General features: G+C 71.4%; 24 protein-coding genes and 1 pseudogene. 12 read left to right on the plus strand and 13 right to left on the minus strand.

Annotated features, from left to right (window positions below):
* The 4 genes from ACFY7C_RS09910 to ACFY7C_RS09925 form a co-directional block, all read right to left on the minus strand.
* The coding region (locus ACFY7C_RS09910) for a transglycosylase family protein (RefSeq protein ID WP_389646612.1) at positions 1 to 1,446 on the minus strand (1,446 nt) is incomplete at its 3' end.
* A gap of 126 nt (positions 1,447 to 1,572) precedes the next feature.
* A complete protein-coding gene (locus ACFY7C_RS09915) occupies positions 1,573 to 3,606 on the minus strand; it encodes an FG-GAP-like repeat-containing protein (RefSeq protein WP_389646615.1) in 2,034 nt (677 codons plus the stop codon).
* 208 nt (positions 3,607 to 3,814) lie between these two features.
* Complete coding sequence (locus ACFY7C_RS09920) at positions 3,815 to 4,084, minus strand: hypothetical protein (protein WP_389646618.1); 270 nt, start codon at positions 4,082 to 4,084, stop codon at positions 3,815 to 3,817.
* A gap of 5 nt (positions 4,085 to 4,089) precedes the next feature.
* On the minus strand, positions 4,090 to 4,287 hold the full coding sequence (locus tag ACFY7C_RS09925; protein WP_389646621.1) for a hypothetical protein: 198 nt from the start codon (positions 4,285 to 4,287) through the stop codon (positions 4,090 to 4,092).
* A 228-nt stretch (positions 4,288 to 4,515) separates the two neighbouring features.
* Between ACFY7C_RS09925 and ACFY7C_RS09930 the strand changes: the two genes are divergently transcribed.
* The 7 genes and pseudogenes from ACFY7C_RS09930 (at position 4,516) to ACFY7C_RS09960 (ending at position 8,790) form a co-directional block, all read left to right on the plus strand.
* Positions 4,516 to 5,502: a LuxR C-terminal-related transcriptional regulator gene (locus tag ACFY7C_RS09930; protein ID WP_389646624.1), complete on the plus strand. Its 987-nt coding sequence runs from the start codon at positions 4,516 to 4,518 to the stop codon at positions 5,500 to 5,502.
* 513 nt (positions 5,503 to 6,015) lie between these two features.
* The gene (locus ACFY7C_RS09935; RefSeq protein WP_389646627.1) at positions 6,016 to 6,231 is read left to right on the plus strand and encodes a hypothetical protein; all 216 of its coding nucleotides are present in this window, start codon (positions 6,016 to 6,018) and stop codon (positions 6,229 to 6,231) included.
* Positions 6,228 to 7,292: an endonuclease/exonuclease/phosphatase family protein gene (locus ACFY7C_RS09940; RefSeq protein ID WP_389646630.1), complete on the plus strand. Its 1,065-nt coding sequence runs from the start codon at positions 6,228 to 6,230 to the stop codon at positions 7,290 to 7,292. The genes ACFY7C_RS09935 and ACFY7C_RS09940 overlap by 4 nt, the downstream gene beginning before the upstream one ends.
* Positions 7,293 to 7,668: 376 nt before the next feature.
* Positions 7,669 to 7,869, plus strand: a complete 201-nt coding sequence (locus ACFY7C_RS09945; protein ID WP_389646633.1) for a DUF397 domain-containing protein — start codon at positions 7,669 to 7,671, stop codon at positions 7,867 to 7,869.
* 101 nt (positions 7,870 to 7,970) lie between these two features.
* Positions 7,971 to 8,348, plus strand: a pseudogene (locus ACFY7C_RS09950) (DUF5753 domain-containing protein); the annotation flags it as partial.
* The gene (locus tag ACFY7C_RS09955) at positions 8,345 to 8,563 is read left to right on the plus strand and encodes a DUF397 domain-containing protein (protein WP_389646636.1); all 219 of its coding nucleotides are present in this window, start codon (positions 8,345 to 8,347) and stop codon (positions 8,561 to 8,563) included. The pseudogene ACFY7C_RS09950 and the gene ACFY7C_RS09955, both read left to right, overlap by 4 nt.
* 17 nt (positions 8,564 to 8,580) lie before the next feature.
* On the plus strand, positions 8,581 to 8,790 hold the full coding sequence (locus tag ACFY7C_RS09960; protein ID WP_389646640.1) for a DUF397 domain-containing protein: 210 nt from the start codon (positions 8,581 to 8,583) through the stop codon (positions 8,788 to 8,790).
* A 66-nt stretch (positions 8,791 to 8,856) separates the two neighbouring features.
* Here the strand turns inward: ACFY7C_RS09960 and ACFY7C_RS09965 are convergent, their stop codons facing one another.
* From ACFY7C_RS09965 to ACFY7C_RS09980, 4 genes are read right to left on the minus strand one after another with little or no spacing between them, the layout of a single operon-like run.
* Entirely contained in the window at positions 8,857 to 10,017 is a 1,161-nt protein-coding gene (locus tag ACFY7C_RS09965; protein ID WP_352075979.1) for an acyl-CoA dehydrogenase family protein, read from the minus strand.
* Positions 10,018 to 10,025: 8 nt separating this feature from the next.
* Positions 10,026 to 10,961, minus strand: a complete 936-nt coding sequence (locus ACFY7C_RS09970) for a hydroxymethylglutaryl-CoA lyase (protein ID WP_389646645.1) — start codon at positions 10,959 to 10,961, stop codon at positions 10,026 to 10,028.
* Positions 10,958 to 12,958, minus strand: a complete 2,001-nt coding sequence (locus ACFY7C_RS09975; RefSeq protein WP_389649427.1) for a biotin carboxylase N-terminal domain-containing protein — start codon at positions 12,956 to 12,958, stop codon at positions 10,958 to 10,960. The genes ACFY7C_RS09970 and ACFY7C_RS09975 overlap by 4 nt, the downstream gene beginning before the upstream one ends.
* 35 nt (positions 12,959 to 12,993) lie before the next feature.
* Entirely contained in the window at positions 12,994 to 14,601 is a 1,608-nt protein-coding gene (locus ACFY7C_RS09980; protein WP_389646648.1) for a carboxyl transferase domain-containing protein, read from the minus strand.
* A gap of 94 nt (positions 14,602 to 14,695) precedes the next feature.
* On the opposite strand from ACFY7C_RS09980, the gene ACFY7C_RS09985 reads away from it, so the two are divergent.
* Both ACFY7C_RS09985 and ACFY7C_RS09990 read left to right on the plus strand, forming a co-directional pair.
* Entirely contained in the window at positions 14,696 to 15,295 is a 600-nt protein-coding gene (locus ACFY7C_RS09985) for a TetR/AcrR family transcriptional regulator (RefSeq protein WP_389646651.1), read from the plus strand.
* A 72-nt stretch (positions 15,296 to 15,367) separates the two neighbouring features.
* Positions 15,368 to 16,150: a phosphatase gene (locus ACFY7C_RS09990; protein WP_389646654.1), complete on the plus strand. Its 783-nt coding sequence runs from the start codon at positions 15,368 to 15,370 to the stop codon at positions 16,148 to 16,150.
* 35 nt (positions 16,151 to 16,185) lie between these two features.
* On the opposite strand, the gene ACFY7C_RS09995 is transcribed toward ACFY7C_RS09990, so the two are convergent.
* From ACFY7C_RS09995 to ACFY7C_RS10010, 4 genes are all read right to left on the minus strand, one after another.
* Positions 16,186 to 17,124: a cation diffusion facilitator family transporter gene (locus tag ACFY7C_RS09995; protein ID WP_389646656.1), complete on the minus strand. Its 939-nt coding sequence runs from the start codon at positions 17,122 to 17,124 to the stop codon at positions 16,186 to 16,188.
* A gap of 19 nt (positions 17,125 to 17,143) precedes the next feature.
* On the minus strand, positions 17,144 to 18,016 hold the full coding sequence (locus ACFY7C_RS10000; RefSeq protein WP_389646658.1) for an acyl-CoA thioesterase: 873 nt from the start codon (positions 18,014 to 18,016) through the stop codon (positions 17,144 to 17,146).
* Complete coding sequence (locus tag ACFY7C_RS10005; protein WP_389646661.1) at positions 18,017 to 19,174, minus strand: acyl-CoA dehydrogenase family protein; 1,158 nt, start codon at positions 19,172 to 19,174, stop codon at positions 18,017 to 18,019.
* 77 nt (positions 19,175 to 19,251) lie between these two features.
* Positions 19,252 to 20,412, minus strand: a complete 1,161-nt coding sequence (locus ACFY7C_RS10010) for a helix-turn-helix domain-containing protein (RefSeq protein ID WP_389646664.1) — start codon at positions 20,410 to 20,412, stop codon at positions 19,252 to 19,254.
* 164 nt (positions 20,413 to 20,576) lie between these two features.
* Between ACFY7C_RS10010 and ACFY7C_RS10015 the strand changes: the two genes are divergently transcribed.
* The 3 genes from ACFY7C_RS10015 (at position 20,577) to ACFY7C_RS10025 (ending at position 23,614) form a co-directional block, all read left to right on the plus strand.
* Positions 20,577 to 21,185, plus strand: coding sequence for a hypothetical protein (locus ACFY7C_RS10015; protein WP_389646667.1), 609 nt, complete (start codon positions 20,577 to 20,579; stop codon positions 21,183 to 21,185).
* 191 nt (positions 21,186 to 21,376) lie between these two features.
* Entirely contained in the window at positions 21,377 to 22,417 is a 1,041-nt protein-coding gene (locus ACFY7C_RS10020) for a hypothetical protein (RefSeq protein ID WP_389646670.1), read from the plus strand.
* 27 nt (positions 22,418 to 22,444) lie between these two features.
* A complete protein-coding gene (locus ACFY7C_RS10025) occupies positions 22,445 to 23,614 on the plus strand; it encodes a trypsin-like serine peptidase (protein ID WP_389646672.1) in 1,170 nt (389 codons plus the stop codon).
* A gap of 24 nt (positions 23,615 to 23,638) precedes the next feature.
* Here the strand turns inward: ACFY7C_RS10025 and ACFY7C_RS10030 are convergent, their stop codons facing one another.
* Positions 23,639 to 25,081: a PucR family transcriptional regulator ligand-binding domain-containing protein gene (locus tag ACFY7C_RS10030; RefSeq protein ID WP_389649429.1), complete on the minus strand. Its 1,443-nt coding sequence runs from the start codon at positions 25,079 to 25,081 to the stop codon at positions 23,639 to 23,641.
* Positions 25,082 to 25,148 lie beyond the last annotated feature (67 nt).

Genomic DNA, 25,148 nt, shown 5'->3' on the forward strand with positions numbered 1-25,148 from the left:
GTCCCAGTTCCAGGAGCCGAAGTTGGTGGAGACGTTGTCCCACTTCTTCGACGGGTTGGTGAAGTCGGTGCCCGTGCTCGTGAGGGTCCACAGGGCGGTCACGTTGGTGCCGTCGGTCTGCCGTCCGTTGTTGTAGAGGACGCCGACGTCGGTCTTGCCGTCGTTGTTGAAGTCACCCGAGGTGACCTTGGACCGGTCCCAGTTCCAGGAGCCGAAGTTGGTGGAGACGTTGTCCCACTTCTTCGACGGGTTGGTGAAGTCGGTGCCCGTGCTCGTGAGGGTCCACAGGGCGGTGACGCTGGTGCCGTCGGTCTGCCGTCCGTTGTCATACAGGATGCCGACGTCGGTCTTCCCGTCACCCGTGTAGTCACCGGCGGTGAGTCGGGAGCGGTCCCAGTTCCAGGAGCCGAAGCCGGTGGAGACGTTGTCCCACTTCTTGACCGGGTTGGCGAAGCCGGTGCCGGTGCTGGTGAAGGTCCACAGCGCCGTCACGTTGGTGCCGTCGGTCTGCCGGCCGTTGTCGTAGAGGACGCCGATGTCGTCCTTGCCGTCGCCGTTGAAGTCGCCCGCGACCGTCTTTGAGCGGTCCCAGTTCCAGGAGCCGAGGTTCGCCGTGACGTTGTCCCACTTCTTGACCGGCTGGCCGAAGCCGGAGCCCGTGGACGTGAGGGTCCACAGAGCGGTCCGGTACGTGCCGTCTGCCTGCTTTCCGCTGTTGTACAGCACGGCGACGTCGTCCTTGCCGTCACCGTTGAAGTCGCCGTTGGTCTGGGTGTGGTTAGCCCGGTTTGCGGTGAGGAAGAAGATCTCCTCCGACCTTGGCCCGGTCTGCCCCGCCTCGTTGGCGGCCCGGACGGTGATGTCGTGGACGCCGTCGGTCAGCGTCGTGGTGTCGAAGGAGACGCTGTACGTGGGGCCCGAGCCGGTGTCCGTGCCGACGGCGACGCCGTCCACGTAGAAGGTGGCCTTGGTCGGCTTGCTGCTCTCGTCCGCCACGGTCGCGGTGAAGGTGACCGTGCCGTCGACCACTGTGGAGTGGGTCAGACCGACGATCTTGGCGACCGCCACGACGGGGTCGGGGTACGGCTCGGCAGTGTCCGAGCCCAGACCGGCCGCAGGCCCACAGTGCGGCCAGGCGCTCTCGCCCTGCATCGCCAGGACGTCCTCGGCGATGAGGATCTGCTCCTGCTTGGTGGCGAGATCGGCGCGGGCGGCGTAACGGGTGCCGTTGAACGCCTCCCAGGTCGACTGCGAGAACTGCAGGCCGCCGTAGTAGCCGTTGCCGGTGTTGATGGACCAGTTTCCGCCCGACTCGCACTGGGCGACCTTGTCCCAGGTGGCGACCGAGGCGGCGGAGGCCGTGGTGGCGGAGAGGAGGGTGCCGGCGATGCCGGCGGAGGCGACGAGGGCGGTGGCGGTGGTGAGCAGCCGGGAGTGGCGGGACATGGCGGTGACTCCAGGGGCGAGGAGGAGGGCGCGGAGGGGGAGGGGCTCGGAGGGCCCGGGGGATGGCCCGGCCGGCCGGAGGGATCCGGCCGGCCGGGCCGTCAGGGCGTCGTCAGCCGTCAGGCGTCAGCCGAGCTTGCTGACCTGCCAGTTCCAGCTGCCGAAGCTCGCGGCGCTGTCCCAGGACATGGCCGGGTTGGTGAAGTCGCTGCCGGTGCTGGTGAACTTCCAGATGCCGGTGCGGTTGGTGCCGTCGTCCTGGCGGCCGTACCCGTAGAGGACGCCGATGTCGGTCTTGCCGTCGCCGTTGAAGTCGCCGGCGGTCAGCTTGCTCGCGTCGGCGTTCCAGCTGCCGGTGCCGGAGTCCCACTTCTTGGCCGGGTTGGTGAAGTCGCTGCCGGTGCTGGTGAAGGTCCACAGCGCCGACTTGTTGCGGCTGTCCTCGGTCTGGCCGTTGTCGTAGAGGACACCGACGTCGGCCTTGCCGTCGCCGTTGAAGTCACCGGTCGTCACCTTCGACCGGTCCCAGTTCCAGGAGCCGAAGTTGGTGGACACGTTGTCCCACTTCTTCGACGGGTTGGTGAAGTCCGTGCCGGTGCTGTTGAGGGTCCACAGGGCGGTCACGTAGGTGCCGTCGGTCTGGCGGCCGTTGTCGTAGAGCAGGCCCACGTCGCTCCTGCCGTCACCGCTGAAGTCACCGGCGACGAGCTTGGAGCGGTCCCAGTTCCAGGAGCCGAAGTTGGTGGAGATGTTGTCCCACTTCTTCGACGGGTTGCCGAAGTCGGTGCCGGTGCTGGTCATCGTCCACAGCGCGGTCACGTTGACGTTGTCGGCGTTCTGGCCGTTGTTGTAGAGGAGGCCGACGTCGTCCTTGCCGTCGTTGTTGAAGTCGCCGGTGGTGACCTTGGTGCGGTTCCAGTTCCAAGAGCCGAAGTTGGTGGTGACGTTGTCCCACTTCTTCGACGGGCCGGAGAAGCCGGTGCCGGTGCTGGTGAAGGTCCACATCGCCGTGACGTTGACGTCGTCGGCGTTCTGGCCGTTGTTGTAGAGGACGCCGACGTCGTCCTTGCCGTCGCCGTTGAAGTCACCGGTGGTGACCTTGGAGCGGTCCCAGTTCCAGGAGCCGAAGCCGGAGGAGACGCTGTCCCACACCCTGACCGGCTGGTTGAAGCCGGAGCCGTTGCTCAGGTACGTCCACAGGGCGGTGTGGTAGTCGCCGTTCGCCTCCTGCCCGTAGTCGTACAGGACGCCGATGTCGGCCTTGCCGTCGCCGTTGAAGTCGGCGTGGAAGGTGGACGTGGCCTCGCCGTTGGAGGTGATGATCTGGGAGCGGGAGGCGCCGGTGTTGCCGTTGACGTCCGTGACCTCGGCGGTGACGGTGTGCTTGCCGTCCGGGAAGCGACTCGTGTCGAGGGCGAAGCCGTACGGGGCCTTGGTGAGCTTGCCGCTGACCGGCTCGCCGTCGACGTAGTACTGCACGGAGGCGACGCCGTAGGTGCCGGCGGTGACGGACGCGGACAGGTTGGCGAGGCCGGAGATGGTGCCGGTGGCGCCGGAGAGGGTGACCTTGGGCGGGGTGGCCTGCTGGAGCACCGGGGAGATGTAGCCGCTGATCACCTGGCCCCAGGGGGCCTGGCCGACGCGGTAGGACGTGGTGGAGGCGGTGGAGACCATGCCCTCCGGGTTGGAGGAGTGACTCTGGTTGCCGCCGGTGATGGTGACGACGCCGTTGCTGACACCGGTCACGATGGCCACGTGCTGGGCCCAGCCGTTGTTGTAGCCGTAGACGACCGCGTCGCCGACGTGCGGGGTGCTGGAGAGGGTGCCGTACGTCTGGCCGTACTTGTAGAAGCTGGACGCGGCGTCGGTGAGGATGCTCTGACCCTTGACGTTGTACTTCGACCAGACCCAGCCGACGAAGTCGGCGCACCAGGCGTGTGATTGACCGCCGTAGCCGTCGCAGCTGTTGTTCTGGTTGAGGTTGTTGTCGTAGCCGCCTCCGGCGCAGGGGCCGTTGCCGTTCTGGCTCAGGGCGGTGTTCGCCATGTCCGTGAACTCGTCGGCGAAGGCCGGGACGGTGGCGAGGCCGGTCAGCGCGGCGGCGACGACGAGGGAGGCGAGGCCGGTCTTGACGGTGCGGGGCAGGGCGGTGCGGGACATGGAGGTCCTCCTGGCGAAGGGCATGGCGGTGCCCTGGGAAGGGGTGGGTGAGAGAAGTGCGAGGGGGCGCCGGACAGAGGCGGGGCGCCGTGTGGGTCGAGGCGACGGCGGGAGAAGAGGAGACGGCGGGAGAAGAGGAGACGGAAAGCGAAGACGAGGACGGGGCGGGCCGAGGAGGCGGGCCGGGGGCCGGGCGCTCCGTGCGCCGTCAGTGGGCGGGGAGCGCGTACCCCTGCGCGGCGATCGAGCGCCGGGCGCGGTCGAGGAGCGGGCGCATCTGTGCGACGGCCGGATCGTCACCCTCGGCGCGGACGAAGAGGTAGAGGTCGATACCGCAGTCGGTCGGGCGTGGTTTCACGTGCTCCAGGCCGTCCTCGGGGAGCGCGTGCGCCCACAGGAGATCGGTGACGACGGCGAGGGTCTCGGCACGGTGGGGGCTCTCGGACGTCCTTGTCAGCGAGGCCAGAACCACGCGCATCGGGGTCAGTCCCAGCCGATGACGTCGGTGCCGGTGGGGGTGGAGTCCGAGCCGATGACGTCGTCGCCGGTCGTGGCGGAGGCCTGGACCGAGTCCCAGCCGATCACCTCGGGGGTGCCGGCCGCGTGGGCGGTGGCGGCGGCGCCGACGGAGACCAGAACGACGAGCCCGGTGGCGGCGATGAGGCGGGAGATGCGGGACATGACGGTTCCTTCCAAGTGGTGGTGAGCGGTGGGGCGTCGGGGGCTTTTCTCCCGCCGCCGTCCTCGTGACCACTACCTTGCCGCCCTGGTCAGCACCCCCGGAAGGGCTGCCGGGTGTCCTCAAGCTGCCTGGCAGCTTGAGGACGGATCGCTCTTGCGTCGGGCTGGTCTTCAAGATCAGATGTCTCCTGCGCAATCAGGCTGGAAACAACCCATGGGGGGGTTGAAGTGCTGGAAGTTCTGGGGCTCGACGTCGAAGAGGAGTCCGTCTACCGGGCGATGCTGTCGGCACCGGCCGGCGGGGTGGAGGACCTGGCGGCCCGGCTCGGGATGACCGAGGGCCGGGTGCGGGACGCCCTCGACCGGCTCGTCGACCTCGACCTCCTGACGCCGTCGCGGGACTCCGCGGGGGGCCTGCGGGCCGTCTCGCCCGACGTCGGCCTGGACACCATGATCCGGCGGCAGGAGGCCGATCTGGCCCGCCGCCAGGAGCAACTGGCCCAGAGCAAGGCCGCTGTGGCCCGCGCGGTCGCCGAGTACGCGCACCTGCGGCCGAACACGGAGACCGAGCAGGCGGAGCGGCTGGTCGGTCTCGACGCGATCCAGGACCGCCTGGAGGTGCTGACCCGCGGCCTCACCCAGGAATGCCTGTCGATCATCCCCGGCGGGGCGCAGTCACAGCGCAGCCTCGACGCCTCGCGCCCGCTGGACGAGGAGGCCATGGCGCGCGGTGTCCACCTGAGGGCGGTGTACCAGGACAGCGTCCGCAACGACGGGCCGACCCTGGCCTACGCCCAGTGGACGACCGAGCGCGGCGGCCTGGTGCGGACGAGCCCGGTGCTGCCGCCCCGCATGCTGATCTTCGACCGACGGGTCGCCCTCGTCCCCATCGACCCGGAGAACTCCCGCCTCGGCGCCCTGTGCACCTCCTCCTCCGGGATCGTCGCCTCGCTCGTGTCGCTCTTCGAGCAGACCTGGGAGACGGCGGTCCCCCTCGGCGCCGACCACCGGCAGCGGCCCGACGACGGCATCACGGCCGGAGACCGCGAGCTCCTGCGCCTCCTGGCCTCCGGCCTCACGGACGAGGGCGCGGGCAAACGCCTGGGCATCTCCGTCCGCACCGTCCGCCGCCAGATGGCCGCCCTGATGGAACGCCTCAACGCCACCAGCCGCTTCGAGGCCGGCCTGAAGGCGGCGCAACGCGGCTGGCTGTGACACGCCTCAGGCCCGTCGCACACCGGGGGGTGTACAACGGGCCCGAGCGGTGGCCCGCCCACCGACCGAGACCGCACCCCGGGGACTGGTGTGAGCTGTCGGTCGACTCTTCGGAATCTTCGAGCGGACCGCCTTCCGCCTCGAAACCCTGGCGCCTACGACGTGGAAGAAGAGCGGGAGGAGATGGCCCACTTCTTGGCGGGAGGGGGCATGGGCCTTGAGTGGTACGGCAATTTATGGGTGCGCTTCATGACGGACAAGGGAAAGCAGTATCCCGCGTCCATGTCCTGACATCGCCGCTCACCGAAGAATTGTGTTTGTTCGACGATCGGCACGTGTATCGGATGCACTGCACCGAAGGGGCGCGTTCGTTGGCGGGGAACTGTTGGCCAACGACCGGCCGGCCGAATACCGAGCATACCGAGACAGATCTCTGCCTGCCGCTGTGCCCTTTGCAGCGCAGCCTCGACGCCTCGCGTCCGCTGGACGAGGAGGCCATGGCGCGCGGGGTCCATGTCGCAGATCGAGAACGAGAAGGTCCGCCCCTCCGTCCAGGAGGTCGACCTTATCCTCACCGCCCTCCACGTGTCCGAGGCGGCGAAAAGCGAATTGCGGAGCGAACTGCCGGCCTGGAAGGAAGACCACAACAGGCAACAGGGCTCTTGCGGGCGGCGCTTCATGGCCAGTCAACCGACTACATCGGTCCGTAATATCAGGTTCGGCGGATGACCCTTGCGCAGAGCGCCCTTAAGATCATCTCGCTTGCCGTGCCCAACGGTGCCGGGCTCGGGAGAGCCGGATGGATCAAGGGGAGGAAACCTGTGGGATGGTTCAGTCGTGTCCGGATCGCCCTCGTGGGGTCGTTGTTCGCCACGCTGCTGCCTGCGGCCGCGGCGCAGGCCGACACGAACGACAACATATACACCATCTGGCACTGGAACGTGTCCGGGCATGTGCTCAATGACGGAAAAGCGGATACAGGCATGGTGGACGGGGCAGTGGCGTCGATCATCAACCGTGACATCGAATTCGCTTCGTTCAACGAGCTCTGCCACGCGCAGTGGGTGGACCTTGTCGCCAAGCTGCGTGCGGCAGGGTGGGCGAAGAACCCCGACAACTTCGCTCGCTTCGAGCCCAGCATTGCCGCGAACAGCGGTGTGTGCGGCGAAGGGGCGTACGGAAACGCGATCTTCAGCAAGTACGAGCTTGGTCAGGCCGTCCGGATCCCACTGCCCGACGACCCCTCATCCGAGCAGCGGAACCTGCTCTGCGCACCGGTCATCGACCGACCCAAGACTCGATTCTGCACGACTCACATCGCGCCTGTCGGCAACGGTGTGACGGACGCCGACAAGGTGGCTCAGCTGCGGGCTGTTCAGGTTCAGATCGATGCCTGGGCCACCGCAGGCGAGACCGTGATGATAGCGGGCGACTTCAACGTGGAGCCTCACCGCTGGACACTCAACACGTACTACTCGGCCAGCTTGGCCTCAACGGCCAACAGCGGGAACACCGGGAGGTTCCGGGAGCTGGACGACAACGACAGCGCCAACTGCCTCGGGTACGGAGAATGGACAGCGGACGACCCCAATGTGAAGAAGTCGTCCGCTTGCACAGAACTCCCGCTGGGTAACGAGAACAAGGAAAAGATCGACTACATCTTCGTGACAGAGGCGTCCCTCGACGCCCCGGGCAGCTACAGCGCGGACTCCCTGGCCATCGCCACCAACTGCACGCAGGGGGCCTGCTCGGATCACCGCATCCTCACCGGCACCGTCACGGTGAAGTAGAACAAATCAGGTCCGGCCGCTGTCGACGCACACCACTCCCGGCTGGAGCGAGCGTCGGCAGCGGTACAGGCGTAAACGAGCCTCGTGGCCGAACAGCCCGCGTGTCGACGTTCAATCCCAGCGCCCCTGCCAGGACCAGCCGCCGGGCGGCCCAGAGAACACCGGCCCCCGGCCGCGGGGTCACCCGGAGCGGGGCACCACAGGGGGCGCCAACATCAGTCGACACCTCCGCCTACACAGATCACCGTGGCGGACCGGCAGATGGTCCCGAGACGGTGAGTCGGTTCGTCATCGCCTCGACGGGCTGGGTACTCGCTCCGCTCCAGACCTGCTGACTGGGCTTGCGGAAGGGAGAGAGTGAGAGAAGGTGCGGGGAATGGGGTACGAACCGGCTACGCTCGCGTGGCGCAGCAGCAGTTACAGCAGCGGGAACGGGCAGTGCGTCGAGGTCTCGGACGGTCTTCCGGGCGCCGTGCCGGTGCGGGACAGCAAGGCGGCCGCAGGGCCCCATCTGGTCTTCGGGGCGGACGCCTGGGCGTCGTTCGTCGGCACGGTGAAGGGCCGCCGCCTGAAGTGATCAGGCCGGGCCGCGGGGGCCACGGGCGTGGGTCCCCGCTGTGGTGCCCCGGCACGACGCCGTGAGAAGCAGCGTGACCGTCGCCCACCGGCAGGGGGGCGACGGTCACGCGGCCCAACCCACTGAAACTGCGCGCGATCATCCACGAAGCCGCCCTGACCGCCCGCGCCCCCGGACCTGGCGTCATGAGGGACCAGTTGCAGCGCCTTCTCGATGTGGCCGAGTATCCCCATGTGACGATTCAGGTACTCCCCGGCGACGCCGAGCTGCACCCAGGCGCCATAGGCGGTTTCGCACTCCTGGGCTTCGGACGGCCAGGCATGGACGTCGTGCTGCTGGAGCACCTGAACAGCAGCCTCTACATCGAGGAGCCCACCGAAGTGGGCGAATACACGGAGGCCTTCGAGCGGCTGACCGCATCCGCCCTCTCGTTCGATCAATCGCTGGCGCTCATCGCTGCCAGGAAAAAGGAGGCATGACCGTGCGCGTGGTCACCCAGGACGCGTCCACCCTTGCTGTGGCGTGGCGCAAGTCGAGCCACAGCGGAGCCAACAGCAACTGCGTCGAGGCGGGCTACCTTCCAGGAGCGGTGGTCGTGCGCGACAGCAAGAACCCCAGCGGTCCCGCACTTCACTTCGCCGCTGACGCGTGGGCCCCGTTCGCGGCGCAATTTCGCCCCGTACGCAGGGCATGAGCCAAGGAGCACGGACCATGACCACCCCTCGCCGCCCGCTGCCCGACCTCACGTGTACGCGCTGGCGCAAGAGCACGTACAGCGGCGGCAACAACGAGTGCCTTGAAGTCGCCGACGGTCTCAGCGGCGGCGCCGTTCCCGTGCGTGACAGCAAGACGCCGGACGGGGCGGTCCTGATATTCACGCCGCGGGCGTGGGGCGCCTTCGTCGCGGGGGTTCGCGCCTGAGCGGCCCGGCCCCCGGAGCGCGTTGTCGGCGCGCTGGGGGCCGGGCCCTCGTACGACTCAGCCGGTTCAGCCGCCCAGCCCCAGCTCCCGCGCGATCAGCATCCGCTGGACCTCGCTCGTGCCCTCGCCGATCTCCAGGATCTTGGAGTCGCGCCACATGCGGGCCACCGGGTACTCGTTCATGAAGCCGTAGCCGCCGTGGATCTGGGTGGCCTCGCGGGCGTTGTCGACGGCCACCGTGGAGGAGTACAGCTTCGCGATCGCCGCCTCCTTCTTGAAGGGCTCGCCGAGGACGAGCCGGGAGGCCGCGTCGCGCCAGCCGATGCGGGCCATGTGGGCCCGGGTCTCCATGTCGGCGATCTTGAACTGGATGGCCTGGTTGTCGGCGATCGGACGGCCGAAGGCGTGACGTTCCTTCGCGTACTTCACCGACTCGTCCACACAGCCCTGCGCGAGCCCCGTCGCCAGCGCCGCGATCGCGATCCGGCCCTCGTCCAGGATCCGCAGGAACTGCGCGTAGCCGCGGCCCTCCTCGCCGAGGAGGTTCTCCACCGGGACCCGCACGTCGTCGAAGGACAGCTCGCGGGTGTCCGAGGCGTTCCAGCCGACCTTCGAGTACGGGGCCGCGACCGTGAAGCCGGGCGTGCCCGAGGGCACGATGATCGAGGAGATCAGCGGCTTGCCGTCCGGCTTGCGGCCGGTGACCGCCGTGACCGTCACCAGGCCGGTGATGTCCGTACCGGAGTTGGTGATGAAGCACTTGGAGCCGTTGATGACCCAGTGGTCGCCGTCCCGGACGGCGGTGGTGCGGGTGCCGCCCGCGTCCGAGCCGGCGCCCGGCTCGGTCAGCCCGAACGCGCCCAGCATCTCGCCGGAGCACAGCTTCGGCAGCCAGGCGCGCTTCTGCTCCTCCGTGCCGAAGCGGTAGACCGGCATCGCGCCCAGCGAGACGCCCGCCTCCAGGGTGATGGCGACCGAGGAGTCGACCCGGGCCAGCTCCTCCAGGGCGATGCCGAGCGCCAGGTAGTCGCCGCCCATGCCCCCGTACTCCTCGGGGAACGGCAGGCCGAACAGGCCCATGCGGCCCATCTCGGCGACGATCTCGTACGGGAACTCGTGCCGCTCGTAGTAGTCGCCGATCTTCGGCGCCACGACGTCGTGGGCGAACTCCTCGACGGTGCGGCGGAGTTCCTCGTGCTCTTCGGAGAGCCGGTGGTCGAGGGACATGGGTTTCGTCACTCCTTGTGGGAGAGGGCGCGGACGGTACGGGACGGGCTGGGCCTGCCCAGGTGTTCGGCCATCCACGCGCTCGTGGCGGTGAGTCTGGCCAGATCGACCCCGGTCTCGATGCCGAGACCGTCGAGCATCCACACGAGGTCCTCGGTGGCGAGATTGCCGGTCGCGGACTTCGCGTACGGGCAGCCGCCGAGGCCGCCGGCGGACGCGTCGACCGTGGTCACGCCGTGCCGGAGCGCGGCGAGCGTGTTGGAGAGGGCCTGCCCGTAGGTGTCGTGGAAGTGCACGGCGATACGGGAGGTGGGCACGCCGGCCTCGTTCAGGGCCGCGAGCAGCGCCTGGACGTGGCCGGGCGTGGCGACGCCGATGGTGTCGCCGAGGCTGAGCTCGTCGCAGCCCATGTCGGCGAGGGCCTTGGTGACGCGGACGACCTGCTCGATCGGGACGGCGCCCTCCCAGGGGTCGCCGAAGCACATCGACAGATAGCCGCGGACCTTGAGTCCGGCCTCTATGGCCCGGGTGACGGTCGGCGCGAACATGGCGAGTGCCTCGTCGACGGTCCGGTTGAGGTTGGCCTTCGCGAAGGACTCGGTGGCCGAGGCGAAGACGGCGACCTCCCGGGCGCCGAGGGCGAGGGCCCGGTCGAGGCCCCGCTCGTTGGGCACGAGCACGGGCAGCCGCACCGGCAGGTCCCGGACCTGCGGGAACAGTTCCTCGGCGTCGGCCAGTTGGGGCACCCACTTGGGGTGCACGAAACTGGTCGCCTCGATCGTGGAAAGACCGGCGGCGGCGAGCCGCCGGACGAACTCGGCCTTCACCTCCGTCGGGACGGCCGTCTTCTCGTTCTGGAGCCCGTCACGGGCCCCGACCTCGTGGATCCGGACCCGGGCGGGCAGCGCCGGATCGGCCACGGTCATCGGCAGGCCGGTGGTCATGCGTCCTCCTCGTCGCGGGGCGTCACCACGGCCAGGACCTGGTCCATGGCGACGGTCGTGCCGGGCGTGACGTCCAGCTCGGTGACGGTGCCGGCGTGCGGGGCGGAGATGACGTGCTCCATCTTCATCGCCTCGACGACCAGCAGGCTCTGTCCGGCCTCCACCTCGTCCCCGACCGCGACCTTCACGACCGTGACGGTCCCGGGCATCGGCGCGGCGAGCGTGTCGGCCCCGCCGTGCCGGGCGCCGGAGAGCGCGGCGGCGACCGGGTCGTAGTCGAGCACGTGCCAGGAGTCGCCGTCCCGGCCGAGCCAGAGCCCCTCCGGGGAGGCGGCGACGGTGAAGCGGTGGGTGACGCCGTCCACGGTCACGACCAGCGCGGAGCCGGTGGCGTCACCGGCCAGGGCGGCGGAGACGGCGTCGGTGTCCTCGCCGAGGAGCAGCTCCGCGCTCCGTGCCGCGCCCCGGGCGCGCACCGCGACCGGCTCGTGGCCGGGGACGCGGAAGTGCAGCACCGTCCAGGCCGGGGTGCCGCCGAGACGCCAGCCCGTGCGGGCGTCGAACGGGTCGCGCCACGAGGAGCCGGTGCCGGCCGGGGCGGCCGGGAAAAGACGTACCAGCGCCGCCGCCGCGTACACCTCCTCCGGCACCCCGGAGACGACCAGGCTCTCCGCGTCCCGCTCGACGAGCCCCGTGTCGAGGTCGCCGGAGACGACGTCCGGGTGGGCGAGCAGCCGGCGCAGGAAGCCCGCGTTCGTCGGGACGCCGAGGGTGACCAGCTCCCCGAGGGCCGCGCGCAGCTTGCGCAGGGCCGTGGGGCGGTCCGGCGCGTGGACGATGACCTTCGACAGCATCGGGTCGTAGAGGGACGAGACCTCCGTGCCCTCCGAGAGGCCGGAGTCCGTCCGTACGCCCGTGCCGGCCGGTTCGTTCAGCGCGAGCACCGTGCCGCCGGACGGCAGGAAGCCGCGCGCCGGGTCCTCGGCGCAGATGCGGGCCTCGATCGCCCAGCCGTCCAGCCGGACGTCCTCCTGGGAGAAGGACAGCGGCTCGCCGGCCGCGACCCGCAGCTGCCACTCGACCAGGTCGAGGCCCGTGATCAGCTCGGTGACCGGGTGCTCGACCTGGAGGCGGGTGTTCATCTCCATGAAGTAGTACGAGGAGGGGTCGCCGCCCGGGACGATGAACTCCACCGTCCCCGCGCCGACATAGCCGCACGAGCGCGCCGCCTCGACCGCCGCCGCGCCCATCGCGGAGCGGATCTCCTCGTCGAGCAGGACGCTCGGCGCCTCCTCGATGATCTTCTGGTGGCGGCGCTGCAGCGAGCACTCGCGCTCGCCGAGGTGCACGACGTTGCCGTGCGCGTCGGCGAGGACCTGGATCTCGATGTGCCGGGGGCGGTCGATCCACCGCTCCACGAGCAGCGTGTCGTCGCCGAAGGAGGACCGGGCCTCGCGCCGCGCCGCCGCGATCTCGTCGGTGAGGACGGCGAGGTCCCGCACCAGGCGCATGCCCTTGCCGCCGCCGCCCGCCGAGGGCTTGAGCAGCACCGGGGCGCCCAGCTCCCGGGCGGCCGCCTCCAGTTCGGGATCGGCGGCGCCGGGGACGACCGGGACGCCGGCCGCCCGCACGGTCTCCTTGGCCCGGATCTTGTCGCCCATCAGGGAGATCGCCTCGGCGGACGGCCCGATGAAGACGAGGCCGGCGTCCGCGCAGGCCCGGGCGAAGCCCGCGTTCTCCGCGAGGAACCCGTAGCCGGGGTGGACGGCCTGCGCGCCGGTGCGGGCGGCCGCGTCGAGCAGGGCGGGGATCGAGAGGTACGACTCCGAGGCCGGCGCGGGCCCGATCCGTACCGCCGTGTCCGCTTCCCGCACGTGCCGGGCGTCGGCGTCCGCGTCGCTGTACACGGCCACCGAGCGCACCCCCATCTCCCGCAGGGTGCGGATGACGCGGACGGCGATCTCGCCCCGGTTGGCCACGAGGACGGTGTCGAACATGTGCTGCGTCTGAGACTGCATCGTCGGGGAGTCCCTCACATCCGGAAGACGCCGAACTGGGGGTCACCCAGGGGCGCGTTGGCACAGGCGGTCAGGGCCAGACCGAGGACCTGCCGGGTGTCCAGCGGGTCGATCACGCCGTCGTCCCACAGCCGGGCGGTCGCGTAGTAGGCGCTGCCCTGCGTCTCGTACTGCTCGCGGATCGGGGCCTTGAAGGCCTCTTCCTCCTCGGCGCTCCACGCGTCGCCGAGCTGGTCGCGCTTGACGGTGGCGAGGACGGAGGCGGCCTGCTCGCCGCCCATCACCGAGATCTTGGCGTTGGGCCACATCCACAGGAAGCGGGGGGAGTAGGCCCGGCCGCACATCGAGTAGTTGCCGGCGCCGAAGGAGCCGCCGACGACGACCGTCAGCTTCGGCACGCGCGTGGTGGCCACCGCCGTCACCATCTTGGCACCGTGCTTGGCGATGCCGCCGTGCTCGTACGCCTTGCCGACCATGAAGCCGGTGATGTTCTGCAGGAAGACCAGCGGGATCCCGCGCTGGTCGCACAGCTCGATGAAGTGCGCGCCCTTCTGGGCGGACTCGGCGAACAGGATGCCGTTGTTGGCGACGATGCCGACCGGGTGCCCGTGGATCCGGGCGAAGCCGGTGACCAGGGTCTGCCCGTACTCGGCCTTGAACTCCTGGAAGCGCGAGCCGTCCACCACCCGGGCGATCACCTCGCGCACGTCGTACGGGGTGCGGGAGTCCACCGGCACGGCCCCGTACAGCCCGTACGGGTCGACCTTGGGCTCCTCGACGGGCTCCACCGACCAGGGCAGCGGGCCGCGCTCGGGCAGGGTCGCGACGATGTTGCGCACGATCCGCAGCGCGTGGGCGTCGTCCTCGGCCAGGTGGTCGGTGACGCCGGAGATCCGGGAGTGGACCTCGCCGCCGCCGAGCTCCTCCGCCGTCACGACCTCGCCGGTCGCCGCCTTCACCAGCGGCGGGCCGCCCAGGAAGATCGTGCCCTGCTCGCGGACGATCACGGCCTCGTCGCTCATCGCCGGGACGTAGGCCCCGCCGGCCGTGCAGGAGCCGAGGACCGCCGCGATCTGCGGGATGCCGGCCCCGGACATCCGGGCCTGGTTGTAGAAGATCCGGCCGAAGTGCTCGCGGTCCGGGAAGACCTCGTCCTGCATCGGCAGGAAGGCGCCGCCGGAGTCGACCAGGTAGAGGCAGGGGAGACGGTTCTCCAGCGCCACCTCCTGGGCGCGCAGGTGCTTCTTGACCGTCATCGGGTAGTACGTGCCGCCCTTGACCGTCGCGTCGTTGGCGACGATCACGCACTCGCGCCCGCTGACCCGGCCGATGCCCGCGATCACGCCGGCCGCCGGGGCCTGGTCGCCGTACATCCCGTGCGCCGCGAGCGGGGCCAGCTCCAGGAACGGCGAGCCCGGGTCGAGAAGCGTGTCCACGCGGTCGCGCGGCAGCAGCTTGCCGCGCGCGGTGTGCCGGGCGCGGGCCTTCTCACCGCCGCCGAGCGCGGCCGCGGCGAGCTTGGCGCGCAGGGTCGCGGCCAGCTCGTGATGGGCCGCCTCATTGGCCTGCCAGGCCGCGGACGCGGGATCCGCCGCGCTCGTCAGCACAGGTGCCTGCTGCATCCCTCGAGCTCCCTTGCTCGGTTAATGAGCGTTAACGCATGTCGTATGCGGCTCAGGTTAACGACCGCTAACCGGGTTGTCTAGAATCGAATCCATGACCACCACTCCGACCCCGACCGGCCGCACCGACGCCCCGACGCGACGCGAGCAGATCCTCAAGGAGGCCGCCCGTCTGTTCGCCGAGCGCGGCTTCCACGGGGTGGGCGTGGACGAGATAGGAGCCGCGGTCGGCATCAGCGGCCCCGGCCTCTACCGCCACTTCCCCGGCAAGGACGCGATGCTCGCGGAGCTGCTCGTCGGCATCAGCGAGCGGCTCCTCGACGGCGGCCGGCTGCGGGTGGCCGAGTCGGACGGCGACCCGCGCGCCGTGCTCGGCTCCCTCATCGACGGCCACATCGACTTCGCCCTCGACGACCGGCCCCTCATCACCCTCCACGACCGCGAGCTCGACCGCCTCAAGGACGAGGACCGCAAGCGGGTCCGGCAGCTCCAGCGGCAGTACGTCGAGCTGTGGGTCGCCGTCGTGCGCGAGCTCTACCCCGACGCCGGCGAACCCCAGGTCCGCGCCGCCGTCCACGCGGTCTTCGGCCTCCTCAACTCCACCCCCCACCTCGGCGCCCCCCTCGGCCGCCCGGCCATGGAGACCCTCCTGCGCAACCTGGCCCACGGCGCGCTCGGAGCCCTGGGCACCTGACGCACGCGGGCGCCGCCCCGCCGAGCGGAAACGGCGTACGGGGCGGGGCGGGCGCCCGGCAGAATGGGGGGCATGCCGATACTCAGCCGCGCCGCACTCGTCGAGCACCTCCTCCGGACCCGTATCGCCGGGGACGTCGCCACTCCCCGCGACAACAACCTCAGCCACTACCGGAAGCTCGCCAACGGCGACCGGCACTACTGGCTCGGCCTGGAGTTCGGCGACCGGTGGAGCGACGAGCAGGACGTGCTCGCGGTGATGGCCGAGCGGTGCGGCGTCGTCGACGACCCGGCGCACCGCACCGGGCAGGACACCATCGACCCGGAGCTGACCGTCGACGCCCTCGACCGCATGGCCGCGCGGCTGCGGAAGGCCGCCGCCGGGAAGGAGCGGGTGCTCTTCGCGACCGGCCACCCCGGCGCCCTGATCGACGCGCACAGCCGGGTCGCGGCGGCGCTGCGGGCCCGCGGCTGCGAGATCGTCCGCATCCCCGGCGGGCTGGTGGCCGACGAGGGGTACGTGGTGCAGTTCGCCGACGTCGCCGTCTTCGAGCGGGGCGCCACCCTGTGGCACACCCACTCCCCGGAGCCCATGAACGCGATCCTGGACGGCCTGGAGACCCTCGGCGAACCCGCGCCGGACCTCGTCGTCGCCGACCACGGCTGGGCGGGACGCGCGGCCCAGCGGGGCGTCGACTCCGTCGGCTACGCCGACTGCAACGACCCGGCGCTGTTCCTCGCGGAGGCGGAGGGCACCATGCAGGTCACCGTCCCGCTCGACGACCACGTCGTGGACCCGCGCTCCTACGAGCCGCTGACGGCCTACCTCCTGGACGCTGCGGGGCTGCTGGACTGAGCCCCACTCCGACCCCGGCCCCGTCCCCTCCGCCGTCAACGCCGGCCCGGGGTCGGGTCCAGGTAGACGCGACGGACGGCGGGGAAGCGGCCACGGAGGCGGTCCTCCGCCTCTTCGCAGGCCCGCTCGATCTCGGCCGCCGTCACCACGTCCCGGAAGTCGACCTTCGCCGCCACCAGGACCTCGTCCGGCCCCTGGATCAGCGTCGTCAGGTCCAGGACGGCGACCACGTGCTCCACCGCGAGGAGCTCCTCGCGGACCACCGCCCGCATCGGGCGGGGCAGCGGCCGGCCGACGAGGAGCTCCGCGTTGGACCGGCCCAGCACCCAGGCCACGTAGACCAGGAGCGCGCCGATCAGGATCGAGGCGACGCCGTCCCAGACGCCCGAACCGGTGATCTGACCGCCGAGCAGACCGCCGGCCGCCAGCATCAGACCGGCGAGGGCGGCGGAGTCCTCCATGACGACGGCCTTGACCGTCGTGTCGGGGGTCAGGCGCAGATAGCGGGCGAAGGGGGCGTTCAGCCGGTCCGCCTCGGCCCGCACCTGCCGGACGGCGGTCCGCAGCGAGAAGCCCTCCAGGACGGCGGCGACGCCGAGCACGACGTACGACACGAGGGGGTCGCCCGGCTCCTCGCCGTGGGTGAGGGTGTGGACGCCGTCGTACACGGAGAAGACCGCGCCGCCGACGAAGGTGGCGACCGCGGCCAGCAGCGCCCACACGTACCGCTCGCCGCCGTGTCCGAGGGGATGGTCCTCGTCGGCGGGTCTGCCGCTCCGCTTGAGCGCGGTCAGGAGCATGACCTCGGTGACCGTGTCGGCGACCGAGTGCGCGGCCTCGGAGAGCATCGCGCTCGATCCGGAGATCACGCCCGCCACGGCCTTCGCGGCGGCGATCCCGAGGTTCGCCGCCGCGGCCACGATCACGGTGAAGGTGCTCTCGCCGTTCGGGCCGGCGTCCCTGCTGTCCACCATGATCGGACGGTATGTCCGGTCATCGGCGCGGGACGCGAACGACACCCTCCTGGATGACGGAGATCGCCAGGCGCCCGTCCTGGGTGTGGATCCGGGCCTGGCCGAGGCCGCGGCCACCGGAGGAGGTCGGCGACTCCTGGTCGTAGAGCAGCCACTCGTCCGCCCGGAAGGGGCGGTGGAACCACATCGCGTGGTCGAGGGAGGCGCCGACGACGTCGCCGACCGCCCAGCCGCCCCGGCCGTGCGCGAGCAGCACCGAGTCGAGCAGCGTCATGTCGGAGACGTAGGTGGCCAGGACGACGTGCAGCAGGGGGTCGTCGGCCAGCTTGCCGTTGGTGCGGAACCAGACCTGCGAGCGCGGCTCGCGCGGCTGCCCGACCGAGCCCCACGGCGGCACCTCGGCATAGCGCAGGTCCACGGCGGCGCGGGCCTCGACCAGCCGGTCCGCGACCTCGCGGGGGAGGTGCCGGGGCAGCATCTCGGCGGCCGTCGGCAGCGACTCCGGATCCGGAGCGGGCGGCATCTCCGCCTGGTGCTCCAGGCCCTCCTCGTACGTCTGGAAGGACGCCGACAGGTGGAAGATCGGCTGGCCGTGCTGGACCGCGACCACCCGGCGGGTGGTGAAGGAACGGCCGTCGCGGATGCGGTCGACCGTGTACACGATCGGCGCGCCCGGGTCCCCGGGGCGCAGGAAGTACGCGTGCAGGGAGTGGGCGAGCCGGTCGTCCGGGACGGTCCGCCCCGCCGCCACCAGCGCCTGGGCGGCCACCTGGCCGCCGAAGACGCGGGGGACGAGGGCGGACCGTGACTCACCCCGGAAGATGTCCTGCTCGATCCGCTCCAGGTCGAGCAGAGCGAGCAGGTCATCCAGTGCGGTGTGCGGGTCGGGCACTTACAGGCCCATCGACTTCGCGATGATCGACTTCATGATCTCGCTGGTGCCGCCGTAGATGCGGTTGACGCGGTTGTCCGCGTACAGGCGGGCGATCGGGTACTCGTTCATGTAGCCGTAGCCGCCGTGCAGCTGGAGGCAGCGGTCGATCACGCGGTGGGCGACCTCGGTGCAGAAGAGCTTGGCGGAGGCGGCCTCGGCCGGGGTCAGCTCACCCGCGTCCAGGGCCTCCAGGGCCCGGTCGGCGACGGCCTCGGCGGCGTCGACCTCGGCCTGGCAGGCGGCCAGCTCGAACTTGGTGTTCTGGAAGGTGGCGACCGGCTTGCCGAAGACCGTGCGGTCGGTGACGTACTGCTGGGCGAAGCGGATCGCGGCCTTGGCCTGGGCGTAGGCGCCGAAGGCGATGCCCCAGCGCTCGGAGGCCAGGTTGTGGCCGAGGTAGTAAAAGCCCTTGCCCTCCTCGCCGAGGAGGTCCTCGACCGGCACCTTGACGTCGACGAACGCCAGCTCGGCGGTGTCGGAGGTGCGCAGGCCCAGCTTGTCCAGCTTGCGGCCGATGGAGTAGCCCTCGGTCTTGGTGTCCACGGCGAACAGGGAGATGCCGAAGCGGCGGTCCTCGGCGGAGGGGGCGGAGGTGCGGGCGCAGACGATGACGCGGTCGGCGTGGACGCCGCCGGTGATGAAGGTCTTGGCGCCGTTGAGGACGTAGTGGGTGCCGTCCTCGGAGAGCTTGGCGGTGGTCTTCATGCCCGCGACGTCGGAGCCGGTGCCCGGCTCGGTCATCGCGAGGGCCCACATCTCCTCGCCGGAGACGAACTTCGGCAGGTAACGCTTCTTCTGCTCGTCGGTGGCGAGCATCTTGATGTAGGGCAGGGCGAGCAGGACGTGCACGCCGGAGCCGCCGAACTGGACGCCGGCGCGGGCGGTCTCCTCGTAGAGGACGGCCTCGAACTTGTGGGTGTCCAGGCCGGCGCCGCCGAACTCCTCGGGCACGTTGATGCCGAAGACGCCCAGCTCGCCGAGCTTGTAGTAGAAGTCGCGCGGCGCCTGACCGGCGGCGAACCACTCGTCGTAGACCGGGACGACCTCGGCCTCGATGAAGGCCCGGATGGTCTCCCGGAACGCCTCGTGGTCCTCGTTGAATACGGTACGGCGCACGGTGCGACTCCTCCGGTGTGCGGGGCCCATTTGTCTAAGCGCTTGCTCAGCCTGTCGTCAACGAAGTTACCCAGCGGTCACCCACCCTGTCCAGACTCCTCCACTGTGATCCAGGCCCGTCCCACGGAGTCGTACTCCCACATCGGGCGGCCCCGCAGACCGCTCGTACGGAAGGGCGCGCCGTCCTCGTCCCCGATCCGGACCGTGCCCCGGCGCCCCTCCGAGCTCCACTCCAGCTCCAGGTACCAGCGGCAGTCGCACCCCACCGCCCCCGCCGAGACCAGCAGCTCCTGCGGCTCGGCGGCGGTGACCGCGTACGGGAAGGGGACCGCCGGGAGCGTCCGGCCCTCCTGCCCGGAGGCGTCGTACCCGTCCAGCGCCCGTGCCACCGGCCGCGGCCGGTCCAGGTCCACCTCGAAACGGCGCGGCGTCACCGCCCCGCCGCACCCGCCGCCCATCCGGTACGCCGTCCACGGCAGCGGCGCGGCCCGCTCCACCACCCGCACGTGCAGCGCCTGGAGCACCACCGCCGCCGCGCCCTTCCCCTGCACCGACACCCGCACCAGCGTCTCCCCGCCGTCCACGGCCCCCTGCGCCGCCGCCCAGCTCCGCGCGTCGGCCGACTCCGGCGGGGGAGGGGCCGTCCGCTCCACGAGGTAGGTGTGTCCGCACCCGTTCTTCCAGAGGTGCGAGGCGACCGTCCACGTCAGCGGCGCCGGTGGTTCGGCGGCCCGCTCCCGGGTCTTCCCGGGCAGGAGTACGGCTCCGAGCGTCACCATCCCCACGACCGCCAGCACCCCGCCGACCACGCCCGCCCAGCCCCACCGGCGCCTCCGCCGCTCGGACGGGAGGCCCGGCACGCGCGCGTGCACGGGTGCGGGCTCGGGCTCGTGCTCGGACGCGGGCTCCGGGGCCGGCTCGGGCCGCGGCGCCGGCTTCGGTTCCCGGCCGCGCTCGGCGTCCGCGCCGGGCCGCGGCACCGGAGGGCGACGGGTGCGGTCCGCGCGGCTCCAGGCCGCCTCCAGGGCGCGGCGCTCCTCCTCGTCCGCCCCGCACAGCAGGGCGAGGCGGTCGACCACGGCGAACTCCTCCGGGACGGTCGCGCCCGAGCAGTAGCGGTGGAGGGTGGACGCGCTGACGCTCAGGCGCCGGCCCAGCGCCTCGTAACTCCTCCCGTCGCGCGCCTTCAGCGTGCGGACGAGCCCCGCGAATTCCTCGACGGCGGCGTCCTTCGGCATTCCATCCCCCTTGACCCTGCGTCCCACCCTTTACATCCCTGCACGTCAGCGGGGGTGGAATGGTTCCGGGACGGGTGGTGGGCGCGTCACCGTTGCACCCGGCGGGCGCCGGGCCCGACGCTGGTCGAGCACTGACCGAACGACCCGACGGGGGATCCACCACCATGAACAAGCTCCGTACCGCACTCGCCACCGCCGCCGCTGCCGCCCTGGGCCTCGCGGCCCTCGCCACGGCCCCGGCGCAGGCCGCCGCCCAGCCCGCCTTCCTCGCCGCCTCCCAGATGCCGCCGTCGTCGACGCCGTGGACCGCCACCCAGGTCTTCACCGGCGTCCCGGAGAACGGCGGCGCCCTCTGCGCCCCGTACAAGATCCCGGCGCAGAACACCCGCTACCGCGAGTTCAACACCGAGCTCGACACCAACGGCGTCCAGATCACCACCGTCGCCCGCACCGAGGCCGACGCCGTGAAGCTGGTCGACACCCTCCGCAAGGCCCTCGCCGGCTGCGGCCCCGTGCTCGAGCAGCAGAACCCGGGCCTGAAGGCCGTCAGCGCCTCCCACGGCAAGCTCGCCGTCGAGGAGGGCGCCTGGGTCTACAGCCTGGACACCGCCGACCCGCAGATCGGCAGCACCGACGTCCACCTCTTCTCCGTCGGCCGCGACGGCCGCACCGTCACCCTCGTCCGCTGGGGTCAGATGGGCGACCTCAAGGACGCCCCGCTGACCGCCTTCCGCACCACGACGAAGACCGCGGTGAACAAGCTCTGGCCCTGATGCGGCGTCACCTGGATGAACGGTGAACCACTCAGAGCGACAGCGGGGTCGCAGAACACCGCCATTCGGGTGATACTGGGAGGTGAATCCCATGTCGGCATGCTCGCGCGTCGAGCCGAGCGGCCCATCCGTGTCGTCAGACCGGTACCGGTCGGGGGGAATTGTTCGTAGGTGATGCGAAAGGACGCGTCATGGAACTCGAATCCCTCCCTCTGGAATCCCTCCCTGACGAGGTCGTGGCGGAGATCGAAGTACGGGACCGCTGGAGGCGCGCGAAGGCCCACGGCGGCCTGGAGTTCCTCGTCACCGACATCGGGAAGTGGCCGCTGGGCAAGACGGTGCGGGTCGCGTTCCTCGGCGGGGACGACCAGTTGCACGCGGACATCGCGGAAGCGACGAAGCAGATCACCGACGCCTGCAACCTGACGCTCGACTTCGGGCGGAACGACGGAGCCGGAACGTTTCGGCGGTGGACCACGGCCGACACGGCCTTCGCCGCCGAGATCCGGGTCAGCTTCGACCAGCAGGGCTTCTTCTCCCTGGTGGGCACCGACAGCACGGACACGGCCATCGGCGCGGGAGGCGGACCGGTCGGGGGCAACCCCGGCCAGCGCAGCCTGAACCTCGGAGGGTTCACGACGAACCGGCCCGCCCAGTGGGAGGGCACCGTGCGGCACGAGTTCCTGCACGCCCTGGGATTCCACCACTCCCACCAGAACATGCGCGGCACCTGCGAGGGCGAGTTCCGCTGGGACGACGACCACCAGTACGAGCCGGTGCAGAACCCGGCGGGTGTCTTCGTGCCGGACTCCCAGGGTCGGCGTCCCGGCATCTACACGTTCCTCGCCGGGGCGCCGAACAGGTGGCCGCGCGCGAAGGTGGACCACAACCTGCGCACCGTGGAGGCCCCGGACCTCGTCGCCGGCCCCTTCGACGCCAAGTCGGTGATGCTGTACCGGTTCCCGGAGTTCTTCTACAAGTCCACCCCCAGCAGCTGCGCGCCGAGCGGCGACGGGCAGAACCTGTCGGACGGCGACAAGCGCGGGCTCGAACTGCTGTACCCGCACACCATGGCCGCTGTGACGGACCTTCAGGCCCGCGTGGACGCGGTGCTGCAGTCGCTCGGAGCCGGCCCGGAAGGGGTCCCCGGCGCGAACGGCGGCGACCTGGCCGAGGCGTACCGCAGCCGGGTCGCGGAGCTGGCCGCCGCCCAGGCCGAGGCCGTCAGCTGAGGCGCGCCGGGCCGAGAAGGGGACGCCATGTCCGCCGGCGGCACCTACAAGCGACTCCTCGGCGAATCGGGGAGCGGCGGACTCGAGCACGCCGACGGGGCCGGCGCGCCGAGCCCGCCGGATCCCGAACGCCTGATCACGCAACTGTCCGACGAGATCGGCTGGCTCGAGGAGCACCTCCGGAGGAAAGCCGACCAGGCGGCGCGGGAGCGCCTGATGCGCGGCGCCGAGCGTGCGGTGCGGAAGGTCGTCGACGAGGGCGCCGAGGCCGAGCTGGACTCGCGGGACCTGCTGAGGCTGGAGGCCGTCGTCCACAGCGACGGGTCCCGCCCGGTGCTGTTCGTCGAGGACGACTTCTTCGACGCCGCGGATCCGGCGGCGGCGAACTGGGCGGCGTCCCTCTCTCGCGTCCAGGCCGAACTCCGTACCGTCTGCCGGGCGGTCGGCCGGGTGAACGACCCGAGCGCGCCCCTCGGCTATCAGGGCTCCGCGTGGGCGATCGACGACGGCGTCGTCGTGACGAACTACCACGTCCTGGAGGTCATCTCCGCCCATCCGTCCCGCATCGACGGCGAGTTCGGCGGCGTGCTCAAGCCCGATGTGGAGGTCGACTTCGGCGGGGAGGTCGGCGGTGGGCCGTCGGACCGCGTCTTCCGGATCAGCCGGGTCCTGGGCGTGGGGCGTGAGGGGGCACCCGAGCGCGCTCACCCCACCGTGCCGAGGGTCAACTTCGACGGCCTCGACATGGCCGTGCTCGAACTGGAACGCGTGCGGGGCCGGCCGTTCCCCACCCCGGTCCAGGTCGCCCGGGGCGACGATCCGGCGACGCACGGAGCGCTCGCCTCCCGTGGGCGCGGCGTCTACATCGTCGGCTTCCCCGGCAGCTCGCTGTCGACGAGGCCGGACGTCTTCGCCGAACTGTTCGACGGAGTGGCGGGCGTGAAGCGCCTCACCCCCGGAGCGCTCACCGAGGGCCGGGGCGAGGTGGAGGGCGACGCCCGGAACTGGATCATCAGCCACGACGCCAGCACCCTCGGCGGCAGCTCCGGTTCGCTCGTCGTCGACCTCGACGCCGAGGGCCGGAAGGTCCTCGGCCTGCACTTCGCCGGGGTGCCCGACCGCGTGAACTGGGCCCACCGCCTCGAAGGGATGACACCCGAACTGGCCGCCGTCGTCCCCGGGTGGGGATCCTTGTGACGACTGCCGGGGCCCCCGAGCCCCTCAGCGCGACTTCAGCGCGAACCACAGCTCCATCCGGACGTCCGGGTCGTCCAGGTCCCGGTCGAGGAGCGTGGCGGCGCGGGTGATGCGCTGGCGGACGGTGTTGCGGTGGATGTCCATCGCCACCGCCGTCCGGTCCCAGCTGCCGTGCAGCGACAGCCAGGTGCGGAGGGTCTCGGAGAGGGGTTCGGACAGCGGGGCGAGCAGGTCGCGGGCGTAGGCGGCGGCCTCGTCACGGTCCACCAGGGCGGCGAGGCCGGCCGGCCGGTGCCGGACCAGGGGCGCCCGGGTCGCCTGCGCCCGACGCAGGGCGCGGGCGGCCTGCGCGTCGGCGGCGGGGAGGTCCGCCGCCTCGGCGGGGGCGCTGACCCCGAGCGTCCAGCCCGGTTGGACGGTGACCGGTCCGGAGGCGGCCAGGAGCAGCCGTACGGCCTCGGAGCCGCCCTCGCCCTCGACCAGCGGTGTCCCGAGCGCCGCCGCCAGCGTCGCCGCGGCGAACGGGGTGCCGTCGCCGCCCCGGGCGTGCACGACCACCCAGGGCCCGGGGCCCAGGGCGCGCGCCGCGTCCGCCGGGGACGCGCCGAGGAGCAGGCGGACCAGGGCCGTGTCCCGGGCGGTCACGTCAGCGGCCCGGTGCGGGGCGGTGAGGAGGGAGAGGAGGACGACCGCGACGCCCGCGATCGTGTGGTCGCCCGGCTCCCGGCGCTCCGCCGCCACGCCGAGCGTCAGCCCGTCGCCGCCACCCAGCGCGTACGCCGCCAGCCGCAGCCCGCCGCCGTCGCCGCTCGCCGACGCCGGGCCGCCCGGGCGGGGCCCCACCACACGCGCCAGGTCCGTGAGGGCCCGCGCCGCCTCCGGCGGGACCTCCCGGCCGGCCGCCGCCGACTCCGTACCGTCCGCCGCGAAGAGGACCGCCCTCCCGCCGAGGCGGGAGGCGAGCGCGCCGAGCACCGCCGGGACCGGGGCCGGACGGGCGGCGGCGGTCGCCAGGGACCGCTGGGCCTCGCTCACCCGGCGCAGCTCGTGCAGCCGCGCCTCCGCCATCAGCCGCCACAGCGCCCGGGCCACGGCGGTGAACGGGGTGCGCGGCGGAACCTCCACGAGCGGCAGGCCGTGCCGCTCACAGGCCGCGACGAGTTCCGGCGGCACCGTGTCGTACACCGGGGTCACGCCGAAGCCGAGCGCCGCCGCCCCCGCCTCCACCACCCGCTCCACGTACCGCGCCGGGTCCGTGAGCTGCACGCCCGCCGTCATCAGCAGCTCGCCGCCCAGCAGATACGGGTAGGGGTCGGCCATCTCCGAGGTGTGCACCCAGTGCAGCGAGACGTCGTCGGGCCCGGTGAGCAGCCTGAGCCCCAGCTCCGCGCGGGCGAGCAGCGCGGACAGCGGGACGGGCGGCGCCGGGGGAGTGGAGCCGGGCTCCGGTGCGGCCGTCGCGGTCATGGTCATGGATCCTTCGTACATCCCCCGTGCGTACAGTGGAGGAAAAGTACACTTCTGTGCCGCCCTC

The organism is Streptomyces sp. NPDC012769, from assembly GCF_042901205.1.
Taxonomy (GTDB): domain Bacteria; phylum Actinomycetota; class Actinomycetes; order Streptomycetales; family Streptomycetaceae; genus Streptomyces.

Bases quoted from the DNA above. Each gene is read 5' to 3' on its own strand.
- ACFY7C_RS09985 (WP_389646651.1), top strand. From the start codon at position 14,696: ATGACCACCACTCCGACCCCGACCGGCCGCACCGACGCCCCGACGCGA.
- ACFY7C_RS09955 (WP_389646636.1), top strand. From the start codon at position 8,345: ATGACCGTGCGCGTGGTCACCCAGGACGCGTCCACCCTTGCTGTGGCG.
- ACFY7C_RS10010 (WP_389646664.1), bottom strand. From the start codon at position 20,412: ATGCCGAAGGACGCCGCCGTCGAGGAATTCGCGGGGCTCGTCCGCACG.
- ACFY7C_RS09975 (WP_389649427.1), bottom strand. From the start codon at position 12,958: ATGTTCGACACCGTCCTCGTGGCCAACCGGGGCGAGATCGCCGTCCGC.
- ACFY7C_RS09940 (WP_389646630.1), top strand. From the start codon at position 6,228: ATGACCCTTGCGCAGAGCGCCCTTAAGATCATCTCGCTTGCCGTGCCC.
- ACFY7C_RS09935 (WP_389646627.1), top strand. From the start codon at position 6,016: ATGTCGCAGATCGAGAACGAGAAGGTCCGCCCCTCCGTCCAGGAGGTC.
- ACFY7C_RS10025 (WP_389646672.1), top strand. From the start codon at position 22,445: ATGTCCGCCGGCGGCACCTACAAGCGACTCCTCGGCGAATCGGGGAGC.
- ACFY7C_RS09915 (WP_389646615.1), bottom strand. From the start codon at position 3,606: ATGTCCCGCACCGCCCTGCCCCGCACCGTCAAGACCGGCCTCGCCTCC.
- ACFY7C_RS09990 (WP_389646654.1), top strand. From the start codon at position 15,368: ATGCCGATACTCAGCCGCGCCGCACTCGTCGAGCACCTCCTCCGGACC.
- ACFY7C_RS10020 (WP_389646670.1), top strand. From the start codon at position 21,377: ATGGAACTCGAATCCCTCCCTCTGGAATCCCTCCCTGACGAGGTCGTG.
- ACFY7C_RS09970 (WP_389646645.1), bottom strand. From the start codon at position 10,961: ATGACCACCGGCCTGCCGATGACCGTGGCCGATCCGGCGCTGCCCGCC.
- ACFY7C_RS09980 (WP_389646648.1), bottom strand. From the start codon at position 14,601: ATGCAGCAGGCACCTGTGCTGACGAGCGCGGCGGATCCCGCGTCCGCG.
- ACFY7C_RS10015 (WP_389646667.1), top strand. From the start codon at position 20,577: ATGAACAAGCTCCGTACCGCACTCGCCACCGCCGCCGCTGCCGCCCTG.
- ACFY7C_RS09960 (WP_389646640.1), top strand. From the start codon at position 8,581: ATGACCACCCCTCGCCGCCCGCTGCCCGACCTCACGTGTACGCGCTGG.
- ACFY7C_RS09945 (WP_389646633.1), top strand. From the start codon at position 7,669: ATGGGGTACGAACCGGCTACGCTCGCGTGGCGCAGCAGCAGTTACAGC.
- ACFY7C_RS09920 (WP_389646618.1), bottom strand. From the start codon at position 4,084: ATGCGCGTGGTTCTGGCCTCGCTGACAAGGACGTCCGAGAGCCCCCAC.
- ACFY7C_RS09995 (WP_389646656.1), bottom strand. From the start codon at position 17,124: ATGGTGGACAGCAGGGACGCCGGCCCGAACGGCGAGAGCACCTTCACC.
- ACFY7C_RS09965 (WP_352075979.1), bottom strand. From the start codon at position 10,017: ATGTCCCTCGACCACCGGCTCTCCGAAGAGCACGAGGAACTCCGCCGC.
- ACFY7C_RS09925 (WP_389646621.1), bottom strand. From the start codon at position 4,287: ATGTCCCGCATCTCCCGCCTCATCGCCGCCACCGGGCTCGTCGTTCTG.
- ACFY7C_RS10030 (WP_389649429.1), bottom strand. From the start codon at position 25,081: ATGACCGCGACGGCCGCACCGGAGCCCGGCTCCACTCCCCCGGCGCCG.